Below are 15,998 nucleotides of genomic sequence, written 5' to 3'. Positions count from 1 at the left end.
GTTATCATTACTATTTTCTGCTGATTAAAAAAATACTATTCATTGATCATCACTCTATACACCTGACTTGCTTCTCCTTATCTGTTCTGCGTCTGTGAAGTTATTCTTAACAAGATGTCCTTCGAGTGGAACAATTTTCTCATGAATGGCATCAATAATCCAACCCGGCTGGGGGAAGAATGAATCCTCCAATTCGAAAGCAGGAGTAATCCAGTTTCTTGACCCCACCAAAACAGGAGGTGCGTCCAAATCGTCAAAAGCCAGTTCTCCAATATTACGGGCCAACTCATTAAGATAGGATCCTCTGCTGTTGGCATCACTTGTAAGGAGTATGCGTCCGGTCTTTTTTACCGATTCAAGAACAAGTTCATAATTAAACGGCACAAGCGAACGGGCATCAATAACCTCAGCTTCCATTCCATACTTCTCTTTAAGTTCATCAGCAGCCTTTAGTGCCACATAAAGAGTGGCACCTATCGACAAGATGGTAACATCTTTTCCTGCACGTTTCACATCAGGCTCTCCCAATGGCACTTCGTAATATCCCTCGGGCACCCCTTCTTCATGAAACTGTTCACCAATATCATAAATACGCTGACTTTCAAAAAATATCACCGGATCAGTACCTTGTAAAGCGGAATTCATAAGTCCTTTAGCATCATAAGGAGTAGCCGGGAATACAACCTTTAAGCCTGGAATATGGGCCACAAGTGAAGTCCAGTCCTGCGAATGTTGAGCACCATATTTTGACCCAACAGATACCCGCAATACCACTGGCATTTTCAACACATTGCCGCTCATGGCTTGCCATTTTGGCAACTGATTAAATACTTCGTCCCCGCTTCGCCCCAGAAAATCACAATACATAATTTCAGGAATCACGCGTCCACCGCACATTGCATAACCAATGGAAACACCTACAATAGCACCTTCAGCAATTGGAGAGTTAAACAACCGATGATATGGCAAGGCTTCCGTTAAGCCACGGTAAACCGCAAAAGCACCTCCCCAGTCACGATTTTCTTCCCCAAAAGCAATTAACGTGGGATCTTTATAGAACCTGTCAGCAATGGCCTCAAACAAACCATCTCTTAGTTGGTATTGCTTCATCTTGGAAAAGGGCTTCCCGTTTTTGTCAAAGGCGTAGCGTTCTTTTCTGGCAATCTGCTTAGCCCTTGGATTCTCCTCCAGTGGCATTAAAACTTCAGGCTCTCTGTCTTCCATCTTATCCAAAGACTCATCGGAGAACATCATCTCTCCAATCAATTCCGGATGTTTCGCCATATCCATTCGGGGAGATACTTTTTCGTCAATAGAAAGCTTGAACATTTCAAATATCAGGTTGTCAATCTCTTCAATAATATCATCCAGTTCTGCCTCTTTGGCTATACCTCCTTCAATGAGCTGCTTTCTAAAAGCACGGATACTGTCCTGGCTTTCCCAGGCCTCGATTTCTTCTTTAGCTCTGTAGGAAGATGCGTCAGAAGGAGAGTGCCCACTGTAACGATAGGTCAGTATTTCAAGGAGAACCGGCCCCTGTTTTTTATCAAGGACTTCTTTTTTTCTTTTGTAAGCATCAATCACTGCCAGCGGATTATATCCGTCCACTCGCTCGGCGTGCATCTGATCAGCATTAACCCCTGCGCCAACGCGGGCTGCGACACCATATCCCATAGTCTCACCGCAGGTCTGGCCGCCCATTCCATACTGATTATTCATCACGTTAATAATCAATGGCAAACCACCTTTCATATCACCTTCCCACAATTCACGGAACTGGTCCATTGCAGAAAACATAAGGCCTTCCCACACAGGGCCACAAGCCATGGATGCATCGCCGATGTTGGCCACAACCATGCCCGGTTTACGGTTTACTTTTTTATACAAAGCGGCACCTACTGCAATATCACCACTCCCACCTACAATGGCATTGTTGGGATACACACCAAATGGTGTAAAGAAGGCATGCATACTCCCCCCTAAACCTTTGTTAAAGCCGGTTTCACGTGCAAAAACCTCAGCCAATGTTCCATATACAAGAAAACGTTTGGCAAGATCCTTTACGCTCCCTTTGAAGTTGTCTTTAACGACATTCAATGTCATACCATCGAAAAACTCTGTCATCACTTTTTCCAACTCCTTCTCGTCCAGTTTCTCAATAGCACTAAGACCTTTGGCTAAAATTTCACCATGACTACGGTGAGATCCGAAAATAAAATCGTCAACATCAAGATTGTAAGCCATACCTACAGCTGCAGCTTCCTGTCCCATAGAAAGGTGAGCCGGCCCGGGATGATTGTATTCAACCCCTTTGTAGCCACCAGTTGTTTTTATGAGATTAAGCATATTCTCAAATTCACGGATTAAAGCCATATCATGGTAGATCCGCAAAAAATCCTCTTTTGAGAAATTCGCTTTCTCCTCTTCGAAAGTCTTGTTATACTGATTTACCGGAATCGGTTTAAATTCCAATTGACTGCTTTTCCGGGCTTCATCCGGATTTATAAATTGACTCTTAGGCATATTATTTGATTTTTATCTTACGTTTGATTTCAATTAAGATGTAAGAAAGATTAAACTTGACAGATAAGACTTTTGCTATACAAACAAAGCCTCTTTAAATATTTCTGAAACGGTGGGATGTGGAAAAACAATCTCCTGAAGCTGTTCTTGCGTCATTTCCATTTCAACGGCCATAACAGCACCGTATATCATTTCACTTGAAGGATTTCCGAGCATATGGACGCCCAGCACTTCCTTATATTTTTTACCCAAAAGAAGTTTAATAAACCCGGATCCGCCCTCGTTCTCAATGGTAAACCTACCGGCATAGGCCATCGGTAACTTCACCACATCATATTCAATTTTTTTGGCTTTGGCAGCTTCTTCAGTTAGCCCTACCCCCGAAAATTCGGGATTGGTATAAACGACCCCCGGAATGGCATTGTACCTCATATGGTCTTTTCGACCAGTTAGATTATTCACCACAACTTCTCCTTCTCGACTGGCTGTATGTGCCAACAACGAAAAACCTGTAACATCGCCGGCAGCATAAACATTGGGAATATTAGTGGCCATTTTCTCATTGACTTTTATCCCCCCTTTGAAGAGTTCAACACCCAAATTCTCCAATCCAAAACCTTCAACTACCGGACGGCGTCCTGTACTTACAAGTATTTTTTCAGAACTAATGCTGCGAACCTCCCCATTTGATTCGAAATGCACCAAACCACCATCAACCTTTGTCACTTTTGAAGAAAGATGAAAGTTGATGCCTTTTTTCTCAAATTGTTTTCTAAGTTCAGAACTCAGCTCTTTATCCATACCCATCAGTATTTCATCCAGCATTTCAATGACTGTTACAGAAACCCCCATACTGTTAAAGAAACTGGCAAATTCCAATCCGATGACACCTCCCCCTATTACAGTCAGCGATTCAGGCAGGGAGTCGAGTTGCAACGCCTCCCGGTTAGTGAGAAGATAATCGGATGACAATGATAATCCGGGAATGGGAGGGATGGCGGATTCTGAACCTGTACAAATCAATAAATTCTCAAGTTGATAAGTATCTTCTCCGGATTCAACCATTATTACACCGTCCTTTCGACCCTTAATAATGGCTTGGCCTTTTACAACATCCACATGATTGTGCTTCATTTTGGCACCGACACTGCCCACCATTTTTTTCACAATCTTATTCTTCCTTTTTAAAATCTTATCGTAATCAAAACCGACCCCCTCATTCAAAATTCCATATTTCGAACCGCCTTTGGCCTGATCGTACAATTTGGCTGAGTACAAAAAAGATTTTGTCGGAATACATCCTTCATTAAGACAGACGCCTCCGAGATCTTTTGCCTCGAAAATGACGACCTTCAGGCCCTTTTGACCGGCTCTTTCTGCAGCCACATATCCGGCAGGTCCTCCACCTATTATTCCTAACTGATACATATTTTTAGATAATTAGAGATTAGATAATTAGATAACAGAGATTAGAGGCTGAAGTTAGAAATTAGAGGTTTCTTCCTTATGTCTTAAAGCGCCCTTTAGACCTATTTCCAGCTTTTCCAATCTCCAACTTTTTCTTCCATTGATCCTGGACCGGACCGCTAAAAACTATCCACTGACTCTACTGCCTTCTGCCCACACCATCAATCTATCTCAAGGGTTTCTATTTCATTTGCAATTTGCTTAAGAAATCGTGTTGCTTCGCCGCCATCAAGGGCCCTGTGATCATAGGTAAGACTTAACCCCATGTATGGCACAAAACCATAAACACCATCTCCCATATCTTTTGGACGTGGCACAATGGTATTCACACCAAGTATAGCAACCTGAGGAAGATTAATTACCGGAGTAAACATTTCCACTCCGTAATTCCCAAGATTGGAAACAGTAAATGAAGCGCTTTGTGGTGCAAGAAGCTCCGGATCAACATTACCCTTATGGCATTTGGCTGCTACCGCCTTAAATTGATTACTAAGGCCTTCAATGGATAAATCACTGGCATTTTTAATGGTTGGCACCATTAATCCGCGCTCTGTATCAACAGCTAATCCCAGGTGTACCTGATTAAATAAACGCATTGAGTCGTTATGAAACTGAGCATTTACCTGAGGGAATTTTTTCAAAGCTTTAATAACAGCAAAGCAAACCATGTCATTAATGGTAATATTTGTGCCTTCCCCATTTTCGAGCTTCTTCTTGACTTTTTTCCGTAATGCCAAAACATTTCTTGCATCGGCTCCGAGATGGTGTGTCAATTGAGCAGAATTTTGCAAGGATGCATGCATCGATTTGGCAATGAGTTTGCGCATATTTGAGAGTGGTTTATCCACAAAATCATCTCCATAAACTGGGTTCGCTGCTCCCATATCTGTTGAAGTGACAATGCCCCCGGGTCCGCTTCCAATTGATGGAGCTTCCGCGTCAGATTCCCTGATTTGCTGCTTAGCAAGCTCTGTCATTGGCGGACGGGAATTTTGAACGGCCAATACATCCCGGTCAATAATACGTCCTTTAGGACCTGAACCTTTTATATCTTTTGTAGAAACACCTTCCTTTTCAGCCCTGTTTCGAGCACGCGGGCTAATACCTGAAGATTTCCCACTTAATTCTCCAGTTAATTTATGGGGAACAGAGTCTGTTTTAGATTCTGCTTTTGTTTCCTCAACTTCTTTTGGCGGTACCTCACTTGAAAAATCTTCAGATGCTGCACCTTCCGCATTACCATCCGGTGCAAATGATCCGGCATCTTCACCTTCTTCACCAACAACTGCAACATTGGTAAGCACAGGAACTTCATCCCCATCCTTAAAAAATATTTCCAACAAGGTACCCTCCACAGTTGCCTCTTCCTCAAAAGATGCTTTATCTGTTTCGTAAGAAAACAAAGTATCACCGGGGGAAACTTTATCCCCCTTCTTTTTGTACCATTCTGTAATAATACAACTTTCGACCGATTGCCCCTGCTTGGGCATAATTATAGGTGTAGCCATAAATACTTAAATTTTGTTTACAAACATAACAACACCTTCTTGTATATACAAGTTGTTTTTAATAATTCGCTTAAACACTGTTTTTATGCCACTTAACAACCTTTACAAGTTACTTGTATTATCATCTTCATGAATTTTTAGCATTTTTTGTAGCAGAAAATGCCAACCATTTTCTATTTTTAGGTGGTCATTGAAGAAAAATATAACATCACATAACCTTAAAAAATGAAAACAGAGGAAAAGCTACCATCACACAAAAAAGTTTATGAAACTTTGCGAAAACATATCAATGATCGAATGTATAAAGAAGGTGATCTTCTTCCTTCCGAGAATGATCTCTGTACCATTCACAATGTTACTCGCCCAACCGTCCGCAAAGCACTCGACAGACTGATGCATGAAGGATATATTAAAAAGAAACAAGGCAAAGGGAGCATCGTAATGGGGCAACCTAAGGGAGTGGGTATTCTATCGCTTTCAGGAACGACTTCTGCCGTAGGAAAAGAAAATCTTAAAACACATATCATTGTGAAGCCACAGATTCGTCAATGGGAAAATGCCTTTAGCTACCCACTGCGGGAGTCTGAGAAACAAGTGGGATGCATTTATTTTGAGCGTCTCAGGATCATGAACGAACAGCCAGTTTTTTATGACATTACAATGATTCCAAACATTAACCTCCCCAGGTTCACTAATCGAAGCTTAGAGAACAAATCACTATTCGACACCCTAAGGGTAAACTATCAAATTAACGTAACAGGTGGTGAACAGCGAATAATGGCCATTACTGCTAATCCGGAACTGCAGAAATTTTTCAATGTCCCCAAAGGACATCCTATACTCCAACTGGATCGAAAAATTGAAACCAGCAAAGACGGTTTTTTTATTTACAGCCAGGTTTTTTGCAATACTTCGGATTATGCCCTCTATGGAGTGTTTTAGCTTTATTGCAAAAAAAGGGGCTAAAGAATGCCCCTTCTGTTAGTTTTTTATCTCCTCCCAGGTACAAACTCCTTTTCCCACAAAGACATCAAGGTTCTCTTTTGTAACAGGAATTGATTTAACCTGCCTTACAGGAACATAAAATGAACCATTAAAAACCTCTCCATCTGAAAGTTCTTCTCCTGATTTATTTTCTTTCAACATTGATATAATCAACTCAGCTGCTTTTTGACCTAATTCCTTTCTGGGATGATGAAAGTAATTCCCAATTCTCCTCTGTAAATACTTCTCACAGCCTCCAATGTTGCACACTGACCACTTACAACAACATCATCCAAAGCCTCATCTTGCACTAACACATCAAGTACTCCCAATCCATTGCATCGTTGCAGCTAATTAGTGCATCAATATTGATTAGCTGCCGAAAAATATTTTAATTGCTAATCATTTTTTCCATTACTTCATCCAACTCAATACAGAACATATCGACCAATACCAAAACTACTTTTGCCAGAATGCACAGTAGTCTCTCATATAATGTTAGTTCTAATAAATTCTGCTGCACTTGCCTTTAGATTGCCCCAGTTGTCTCCTAATTTTCAAATCGTTTATTAAGCGTTAATATTATCTGGGTTATCAAAGCTAAAGTTGCATCAGTGATTTTACCGACAAAATCAGTATTTTGAGATTGACTTAAACCCAAGTATTGTTTTTATTCTTTGAACAGAACCTTTATTGTCCACCGAATTTAGTTTAGTTCGAAAGTTTGTGCAAAACTCAGGGTTGAGTCTGTTGTATACAATAATGCCCATTTCTTGGAATTTTAATATTTGATAAGGTACAAACGAACAGGATTACCTTTGAAATCAACTACCAGGGATGTATATTGTGATTCATGCTTCCGGGAATAGTGACCATTTTTTCGTGCATATCTTACTATTACAATATGGAATTGAGATTTTTGCCCTCAAGAAGACAAATGCGAGTATTTAATTTACTCATACCCAATTCATGGAGGCAACTGTTTTTAATCGACTTAATACCAACAATTATGGTATTATTGACAAACAAACTGTCTATTAATAAATAATCTGCAATAAAACCATTTCTTATGGCACGCTTTATAATCGATAAGCAATTTTGGGTTTTGGGTATGTCCAATTCTTTAACCCGCCTTGCACCCTGACACTTAATGTTCCTTTTCTTGGCAAATCGTTTTTTAGCCTCCTTTTTTGATATGCCACAAGTGCCTTTGCCTCCCTTTTTCAGGGTGCAGAAAGAAATCGGTGGAAATAAGACTTTTATTGTCCCTTTAACCAAGCGAAAACATTTTATACCCAAAAAAACATTTTCCCATGACATGGTTGTATACATGCCCCATGAATTCTAATGTTTTGCCAGTTTTATTTAAATCGGTATCATCAATAACAAAACATTCTGGTTCAGAGAAAGGATTACCTTTTTCTTCAACAGTTCATTTAAACTCTTTGACAAAAGGGCAAAGTAACCCCACCAGTTCATTCTGCAATTATTCATCAATCGATAAAATAGGTTATCATCAATTTTAGGCAAAAACGAAATACTTTCATTTCCACAATAAGTAAATTCTGCCTTTAACCGGAATAGCAAAAGTGAAACAATAAGAATAAAAACCCGCCATACTCGCTTTTTAGCTGACTCAAATAAACCCAGAAACCGACTTTGAAAGCTGATATTGGCTTGAGCACGGCCTCGTGTAAACTTTCTTATAACAAAGAACGTTTTCTAATTCGTTTAAATTTCCTATTTTGAATGACATAAGCAGTGGTTTTGCCATATTCTTACTTTTTTTTTGTAAATCCCTAAAGGACATTAAAATACAACTTAAAAACCACTGCTTTTTCAAATCTTTCATCTCCTTTCTTCAAGGGTCACAGAAGAGGGAAACTTCAGTTTATAACTACCAATCTATTCCACAAGACTCATTACAAATTCATAACTGTATGATTTACCTGTCAGCCTGTATTGATCATGCGTCCAGGCACCCCAACTATCATCGCCACCAACACCCAACTGTTTCAGGTCTACATCCACTGAGGTGAGATCACGAGGTTGCACATCATCGGTATGACGCTGCACGGGACGCTCCTCCCCTTCTTCCCAGCGACCATCGGTACGGCGTGGTGATTCAAAATCCTCAATGATGTTATGGTGTGCTGAGACCTCCAAAAGCTGTTTGCCGGTAAATTTAAGTCCCTGCCCCGCTTCATTGGTGATGCTCATCCAGCGTACATCGGTCTTGTTGCCGTTTTCCTGCGGACGCAAATAGAGCCAGTACTGATCGGCCACACTTCCGCTGTAGAGATCCACAAAAGCAGATGTCTTTCGATCCTGATAAGATTCGTGAGGACCACGGCCCAGCCATGCCATCTGATCATATTCCCGTGGCATATGCAATGTCATACCCATGCGTGGAATCTCGGGCAGATCGTCCCCGGCCATTTGAAACTGATTATCCACTTCTACCTCTTTATTGCCTTTTACCAGATAGGTACTGGTATAGTCACCTATTTTGTTTCCTTCCGCGTCTTTCAGATCAAACGCAAAGGTCACTTTCACCTGCCCTTCTCCGGCTTCTTCAACATTGGTATTGGTCACCTTCCGGTTCTCTCCTGCTTTTCGCCACATACGTGCTCTAACCGGCATATTATTGCCAAAGTCATTATCGGTGGGGGCACGCCAGAATCCGGGCTCAGGACCTTTCTTCAGGAGTTCTTTGCCTGATGATTGAAAACTGGTCATTTGACCCTTCTGCATATCGAAAGCGACTGCAAAATCATCGCCCGTAATGCTAAGCACGCCATCTTTGGTTTGATGTTCCAAAGCTGGTAAGGATTCTTCTGTTTTTGTCTTTGCAACATAAACAGGCAATTCAAACTGCTCTGCAGCCAGTTCTGTACCGGCCGGAACAAGTCCCATGGCATCATTCAGACTCGCTTTTACAGTCAGGAAATATTCTACCCCGGGCTGAGGCTCAAAGTCCATATGGGCAGAAACCTCTTTTTTGGCATCGGGCGCAAGTTCTAAATCAGAGAAAGTTCCCTCTTTCACTTTTTTGCCATCGCCTTTGATGATCCATGAAAACTGGAATTTTGAAGTATTCAGAAAATCGTATTTGTTTTCTATTTCGATGGTGCCGTTTTCCAGGTTGACCGGATGGAACTTGATATATTGATACACCTTTTTCACCTCTTCCAATGCAGGCTGTGGCTGACGGTCGGGATCCACCAGTCCGTTGAGACAGAAATTGCCATCGGATGGCACGGTATCAGGCCCAAAGTCTCCGCCATAGGCCCAGTATTCTTCCCCTTGTTCATTTTCGGTCAGCAGTCCCTGGTCAACCCAGTCCCAGATAAAGCCACCCTGCATCACATCATAAGACTCAATCACATCCCAGTAATCCTGTAGATTACCTACACTGTTTCCCATTGCGTGGGCATATTCACACTGAATGAGTGGTTTGCTGCCATCTTCTCTGGCATACCGTTCCATCCTTTCAATTCGCGCATACATTGGACAGAAGACATCTGTATTGCGGCCTCCATGGGCTTGCTCATACTGTACCGGGCGTGTATCGTCCTGTGCTTTCAGATAATCATAGGTAGCTTCGAAATTGATGCCGTTTCCAGCTTCGTTGCCCAGCGACCAGATAATGATGGAGGGCTGGTTTTTGTCCCTCTCAAACATATTTCTTGTTCGGAACAGGTGCGATGACATCCAGGCCGAGTCTTTGGCCAGTGATTCCTTACCATACCCCATGCCATGCGATTCGATGTTGGCTTCATCGATCACGTACAGTCCGTAGCGATTACACAACTCATACCAACGTTCTGGTTGCGGATAGTGGGAAGTACGAACGGCATTGAGGTTATGCTCCTTCATCGTTTTGATGTCTTCGATCATAGTGGCCTCATCCACCACATGTCCTGTTACATCATGGTGCTCATGCAGGTTGACCCCTTTGAGGTAAATATACTCCCCGTTTACCAACAGGTTGTTGCCTTTGATCTCCACGCGACGGAAACCCACATCCTGGCGGATCACTTCTATGACACCTCCGTTGGCATCTTTGAGGGTGATTACCAACTCATAGAGGTTGGGAATCTCGGCCGACCAGCGTTTTACATCATTGTATTCTGATGAAAAGGAGATCGCTCCATTGTCGGATTCCGCTGAAAAGCGTTCAACAAGATTTTCCCCATCCAGCAAACGGGCTTCTATGTTGACCGGAGTTTCTTCAGATACATTTACAATTTCTGCATCCACTTCAAATAGTCCGGTGGTATAGTCATCGGCCAGATTGGAGGTAACCCGGAAGTCACGAATATGCTGAGGATTGCGTGCCATCAGGAATACATCGCGGGTGATACCTCCCAGTCGCCAGAAGTCCTGGTCTTCGAGGTAACTGCCATCGCTCCATTTGTAAACTTCCACAGCCAGAGTATTTTCTCCAGGCTTCAGGTATTGGGTGATGTTGAACTCGGCAGGTGTTTTACTGTCTTCGCTGTATCCAACTTTCTGCTCATTTACCCATACATACATGGCCGAACTAACGGCTCCAAAGTGCAGGAAAATCTCTTTCCCGTCCCAGTTTTCAGGAATGGTAAAGGTACGTTTATACGATGCCACCGGATTGTAATGATCCTGAATCGTGGGTGGCGTCTTGGCATGCGGATACTTTACGTTGGTATAAATGGGGTAGGTATGCCCTTCCAGTTCATAATTGGAGGGTACCGGAATAGCACTCCAGTCACGGGTATCGAAATCATCCTTAAAAAAGTAGCAGGGACGCTCAGATGGATTTTCCGCCAGGTGGAACAGCCACTCCCCGTTTAGGGTTTTCAGCAAAGAGGAAGCCCACTTATTATCGGCATCTACCTCTGATGCATCGGCAAATGGCACATACCAGGCGCGGGGTGCCTCCCGGTTGATTTGGTTTACTGACGGGTTTTCCCAGTCGGCAGGCGACTTCTCCTCAAAAGGAACATCGCTGTAGTCTTTGTAGTTGGTGCAGGCCATTAACCAAAGACTCATGGCCATTACGAAAAGAGTTTTTTGCATAATAGTAATTAGTTATTATCAGTATACATTTAATTTCACTATTGTCCGGTAAACAATAGTATTTTCTACTTTGCGCTCAAGCCGCGCTGGCTTTTACTTTTTTTCAACAGCAAAAAAAAGTAAACAAAAAATGCCGTCGCTTAAATAAAATCTCTAAAAATCAGAGTCTTTTCCTAAAATCCGGAAACTCGCTTTGCTCAAACAATCCCGATTTCTTTACGGAAAAGACTCTGATTTTCTTCACGAGATTTTCTTAATGCGAAAAGCAAGCCCTCACCTAAGTAAAATTGGTCAAACGAATTGATTTTCATCAAATAGGCAAATTCGACAAATACTATAACCGGACACCAGTGATTTAATTTATCATTCCAACCAATGTTACCACCGAACGCTTTCCAATGGTTATCTCATCAGCAGGCATAGTTCCCTTTTGCAGGTCTTGAGAGGCACTGGTTGTATATGAATCAAACACATTGCCTTCAACGGAGAAAGCTTCTCCCAAACTCCCAATGTTAACCTGCTTATCCCTTTCAGAATAGTTGACAAAAACAACCACCAGTTTTCCTGATTGCGGATCTTTATAGGCCGAAAACATCAGGTTAGATGCCTGAAGCTCCTCTGATTTAGGAATGGAAAATCCGGATTTAACACGCACCATTCCAGGGCGAATAAACCTGGAGAAATTACCCAAGGCCCAAAGGAGTTTGGATTCCCGATAGAAACCATCCATCTTCAGTGTTTCAGAGTCGGGATGATGGGGGCCATTGATGCCATCATTTCCGTTGTCCAGGTATATTAATCCGTCTTTATAGTCATATTGCGATAATGCAGTCCACCAACTCCAGGATTGTGCATTGGCCAGAGTTAAATCGAAGTGAATAACGCGGGCCACATAAAGGGCAGTGCCAATGCCAAGATCACGCCCCCAGCCACCGCCAATATCATCAGTATTTTCCAGTATGCAAAATTCACTCTGCCAATATCCGGGAGCTCCCCCAAAAGTGTTTAATTTTCTTCCAAGGTTTTGTCGCACCCCTATAAGAGTTGGTATATTGGCAGTGGTAAAATAGCTATGTCCCAGAACCACATCTTTAACATTGTTCATGCCTCCAATGTAATCCGGGGATGTGGCACTAAAAAAGGCTTCCATTTGGTTTTGTCGTTCAGGCTTACCGTTCTCTCCGTAAAGAAACTGCAGCTCAGCGGCTTCAGGCAATATAATCTGAGTTTGCAGGCCTTTTTCATGGAGTTTTGGCGATAATTCCCTTACCAAGCCGGCAATATCCTGATTAGTGGCAGGTGAACCTTCCTGTCCGGGTGATTCCCAGTCCCATTGGGGTTCGTTTACAGGACTTAAATAATCAAAAGGAATTCCTTGGTTTTGAAAATGCTCGCTTACAGTTGCCAAAAACTCAGCATAATCATTCATTCGTCCGGCGTCCAGGTTGATGTTGTTCCCACCCGGAGAGTAAGCTTTCCCGTTTTTGGTATAATAAACCGGGGGACTAATGGCATACCCCAATACTGATTCAAGACCACGTTCTTTTGCGGCTTGAAGAAACCACTGCTGACCTTGTTGTTTTGACCAGTCATAGCTTCCATCTTCCGTAAGAAAACATTCTGCCCTTCGCCAGGAATTTTGAATATCACTCTCAACTCCCTGTTCTGCACTTCCGGCGCCAATGTAAAACCGCCAAAGAGAAAGCCCGATACCTTCGGGACTGCCATCCTCTTTTAAATCTTTGCTAAAAAGCAAATCTGCCATAGCATTTCGTTTCTCCAAAGGCCAGTTTTTACCAACAAACTGTACACGCCAGCTGTCAGATGCCCCAAAACCTTCCATCTCCTGCATTTCCACTGAGGGGTCGACAAAAATCAAATCTCCCTCTTTATTCGGATCTTCGTTATTGCCCCCTGAGTCTTTCTCGCAAGAAGAAAAGAGAAGGAATATCGAAGAAAATAATACTGCCCAGGATATCTTCATTCCAAAACTGTTTTTTTTATGAATAACATAACTTGTTTAAATTTTCCTAATTCTCAGCACCAAACACCACCTCTGCCCCTTTTAACCATGGTGATGAAAACGAGACTTTTGTAAATCCATGATCTTCAAACTTAATGTATGCGATCATGGTTCCATGATACACACGCTGCTTATTATCGTTGTAATTCCCCATATCAGTAGGGTCGCTACTTTCCAGACCTAATAATGTCGCAGAACCTTCTATCCGACAAGTAATTTCATTGTCTGAAAGATAAACAAGACGTCCCTTTGCATCCACTATCCGAAGTTCGATTTGAACAACGTCCCCGGGCTGCAAAGAAGCATCGTTCCACTTTTTGGCATCTATGGCATGGGGTCGTTCAGTCGTTTCCAGATCATCAGAAACAACCATCTCTTGCCCATTAAAACCTTTCACCTCAAGAATTCCTGGTTGATAAACCACATCCCACGTAATCACCCCCGTTTCTTCATCCCTCGTCTGTTCCTTACCAACCTCCTTTCCGTTAAGAAATAATCTTGCAGTTTCGCAATTGGTGTAACTAACTACCCGGATGGTATCTCCTTCTTCATAATTCCAAACCGAAGGTGCATCAATAAGCGGTTCCCATCTACCGTGAGGAACAGGGTAAGAACCCGCATAGATCATTGGTTGCTTTGTCCAGAGACTCTTGCGATAATACCCCCTGGGCTTCACAAACCCAGCCAGGTCAAGCAAGCCGGTAGTGAATCCGCGTGATGGCCATCTAAAAGATTCTCCAAGATAATTAATTCCGGTCCATAAAAACTGTCCGAAAATAAAATCATTGTCTCTTACAGCTTTCCAGGCAGCATAATCGTGTCTGTTTTCGCTGCCATAAAGAACGCGATTGGGATACGTTTCATGATCCTGTTCATACCTGCGTTCTGTATAATTGTAGCCTACTACATCCAGCGCGCCCGGATAATCGGTTTTATTCGACATCACCGGACCGGCCAGGCCGGCAGTAACAGGTCTGGAGGGATCGTATTCCCGAACAACTGCTGCCAGTCTTTTGGCAATAGCCCCGAGCCTTTCAGCATTGGGCTGATCTGGCTGATATCCTTTTGTATGTTGCTGTTGAATACCTTCCTCATCCAATACCGGATGCGAATAAGGATCGTTGGGATAATCCACTTCATTGCCTATGCTCCACATAAAAACCGATGGATGATTGCGATCCCTTAGTATCATATCGCGTAAATCTCTCTCTCCCCACTCTTCAAAAAACTCGTAAGGGCCTTGAAAAGCTGGTTCCCCCACGTTCCAACCATCAACCCACTTCTTTTTGGGAAATTCCCATTCATCGAAAGCTTCGTTCAAAACCAACAACCCTATTTCATCACATAAACTATATAAATCAGGTGCTTGTGGATTATGGCTGGTACGAATGGCATTGACTCCCAGAGATTTCAACTTCAACAACCTTCTCGTCCAGACTTCCCGGGGAACGGCACTTCCCAGGGTACCTGCATCATGATGGAGACAAACACCTTTTACCTTCATATTCTTGCTGTTCAGGGCAAATCCTGTGTCCGGATCGAACTCCAAACTCCTAATTCCCATTGGTGTAGTGGTCTGATCAATCAGATTATTACCTCTGAAAACTTTAGTCTCCAGTCGATACAGGTAAGGATTTTCCAGTGACCACAAGTGAGGTTTCCGGACTTTCAGGTTTTGAAGAATTTTCCCCTGGTTATGGGCATCTGCATTCAATTGATCCGATTGAGAAGCTACCAACTGATTGTTTTTGTTATAGATTTCCTGTTCTATAACCAGCGCTGCATCGTCAACGGTTGTATTTGAAATTCTGGTTTCAATCTCAATTTCAGAATTCCGGGGGTTGACATTTGTTGCTTGATAAAAAACACCCCATTGGGCTATATGTACCGGATTGGCATCAATCAGATAAACATCACGGTAAATACCCGATCCTGTATACCAGCGTGAGTCTATAGATTTACTATGGTCAACTCTGACTGCAACTGTATTTTCTTCACCAAAATCAAGATAGGGAGTAATATCGTACATATAGGATATATAACCATTAGGGCGCATTCCCACCAATTGACCATTGACGAAAACTTCTCCGTTTCGGTATATGCCTTCAAAATAAATATATATTTTGCGATCAGCCTTATCCTTAGGAACCTCAATGTTTTTTCTATACCATGCAATTCCCCCGGGAAGATAGCCCGTTGCACTAGCATGATGAGGACTGTATGGACCTTCAATGCTCCAGTCATGTGGTAAATCTAGTTCCCGCCATTCCTTATCATTAAATGAGGGATTTTCTGCCCCCTCAATGTCACCTTTTCTGAATTTCCATTGATCATTAATTTTCAATGCATTTCCGAAAGAAACCTGAGCAGATAGTGACGAGCAGTACAATCCTGCTAATATCAGCAAGCTAAATATTTTCAACATGGTTTTTTTG

At 42.4% G+C, this 15,998-nt stretch carries 8 protein-coding genes and 1 pseudogene; 1 reads left to right on the top strand and 8 read right to left on the bottom strand.

Going from position 1 to position 15,998, the window contains the following annotated elements; genetic code table 11:
• Nucleotides 1-54: 54 nt before the first annotated feature.
• The 3 genes from DDZ16_RS15455 to DDZ16_RS15445 form a co-directional block, all read right to left on the bottom strand.
• Nucleotides 55-2,523: an alpha-ketoacid dehydrogenase subunit alpha/beta gene (locus DDZ16_RS15455; RefSeq protein ID WP_109265393.1), complete on the bottom strand. Its 2,469-nt coding sequence runs from the start codon at nucleotides 2,521-2,523 to the stop codon at nucleotides 55-57.
• Nucleotides 2,524-2,598: 75 nt separating this feature from the next.
• On the bottom strand, nucleotides 2,599-3,951 hold the full coding sequence (gene lpdA, locus DDZ16_RS15450) for a dihydrolipoyl dehydrogenase (RefSeq protein WP_109265392.1): 1,353 nt from the start codon (nucleotides 3,949-3,951) through the stop codon (nucleotides 2,599-2,601).
• A 200-nt stretch (nucleotides 3,952-4,151) separates the two neighbouring features.
• Nucleotides 4,152-5,498 (bottom strand): dihydrolipoamide acetyltransferase family protein, encoded by a 1,347-nt coding sequence (locus DDZ16_RS15445; protein WP_109265391.1) that lies wholly within the window; start codon nucleotides 5,496-5,498, stop codon nucleotides 4,152-4,154.
• A gap of 225 nt (nucleotides 5,499-5,723) precedes the next feature.
• On the opposite strand from DDZ16_RS15445, the gene DDZ16_RS15440 reads away from it, so the two are divergent.
• On the top strand, nucleotides 5,724-6,440 hold the full coding sequence (locus DDZ16_RS15440) for a GntR family transcriptional regulator (RefSeq protein WP_109265390.1): 717 nt from the start codon (nucleotides 5,724-5,726) through the stop codon (nucleotides 6,438-6,440).
• A gap of 39 nt (nucleotides 6,441-6,479) precedes the next feature.
• On the opposite strand, the gene DDZ16_RS20770 is transcribed toward DDZ16_RS15440, so the two are convergent.
• The 5 genes and pseudogenes from DDZ16_RS20770 to DDZ16_RS15420 form a co-directional block, all read right to left on the bottom strand.
• Entirely contained in the window at nucleotides 6,480-6,656 is a 177-nt protein-coding gene (locus DDZ16_RS20770) for a hypothetical protein (RefSeq protein WP_158275686.1), read from the bottom strand.
• A gap of 220 nt (nucleotides 6,657-6,876) precedes the next feature.
• Nucleotides 6,877-8,238: pseudogene (locus tag DDZ16_RS21180) on the bottom strand (IS4 family transposase); the annotation flags it as partial.
• A 149-nt stretch (nucleotides 8,239-8,387) separates the two neighbouring features.
• A complete protein-coding gene (locus DDZ16_RS15430) occupies nucleotides 8,388-11,540 on the bottom strand; it encodes a glycoside hydrolase family 2 TIM barrel-domain containing protein (RefSeq protein WP_109265389.1) in 3,153 nt (1,050 codons plus the stop codon).
• A 355-nt stretch (nucleotides 11,541-11,895) separates the two neighbouring features.
• Complete coding sequence (locus tag DDZ16_RS15425; protein ID WP_109265388.1) at nucleotides 11,896-13,524, bottom strand: glycoside hydrolase; 1,629 nt, start codon at nucleotides 13,522-13,524, stop codon at nucleotides 11,896-11,898.
• A gap of 46 nt (nucleotides 13,525-13,570) precedes the next feature.
• Entirely contained in the window at nucleotides 13,571-15,988 is a 2,418-nt protein-coding gene (locus DDZ16_RS15420; RefSeq protein ID WP_109265387.1) for a sugar-binding domain-containing protein, read from the bottom strand.
• Nucleotides 15,989-15,998: the final 10 nt, after the last annotated feature.

Source organism: Marinilabilia rubra, assembly GCF_003121985.1.
Classification (GTDB): domain Bacteria; phylum Bacteroidota; class Bacteroidia; order Bacteroidales; family Marinilabiliaceae; genus Marinilabilia; species Marinilabilia rubra.
Note: the sequence above shows the minus strand (reverse complement) of the source record. Positions and strands in the feature narration are given on the sequence as shown.

Excerpts from the sequence above, each read along its gene's own strand:
- DDZ16_RS15455 (WP_109265393.1), bottom strand. The coding sequence starts at position 2,523 with ATGCCTAAGAGTCAATTTATAAATCCGGATGAAGCCCGGAAAAGCAGT.
- lpdA (WP_109265392.1), bottom strand. The coding sequence starts at position 3,951 with ATGTATCAGTTAGGAATAATAGGTGGAGGACCTGCCGGATATGTGGCT.
- DDZ16_RS15445 (WP_109265391.1), bottom strand. The coding sequence starts at position 5,498 with ATGGCTACACCTATAATTATGCCCAAGCAGGGGCAATCGGTCGAAAGT.
- DDZ16_RS15440 (WP_109265390.1), top strand. The coding sequence starts at position 5,724 with ATGAAAACAGAGGAAAAGCTACCATCACACAAAAAAGTTTATGAAACT.
- DDZ16_RS15430 (WP_109265389.1), bottom strand. The coding sequence starts at position 11,540 with ATGCAAAAAACTCTTTTCGTAATGGCCATGAGTCTTTGGTTAATGGCC.
- DDZ16_RS15425 (WP_109265388.1), bottom strand. The coding sequence starts at position 13,524 with ATGAAGATATCCTGGGCAGTATTATTTTCTTCGATATTCCTTCTCTTT.
- DDZ16_RS15420 (WP_109265387.1), bottom strand. The coding sequence starts at position 15,988 with ATGTTGAAAATATTTAGCTTGCTGATATTAGCAGGATTGTACTGCTCG.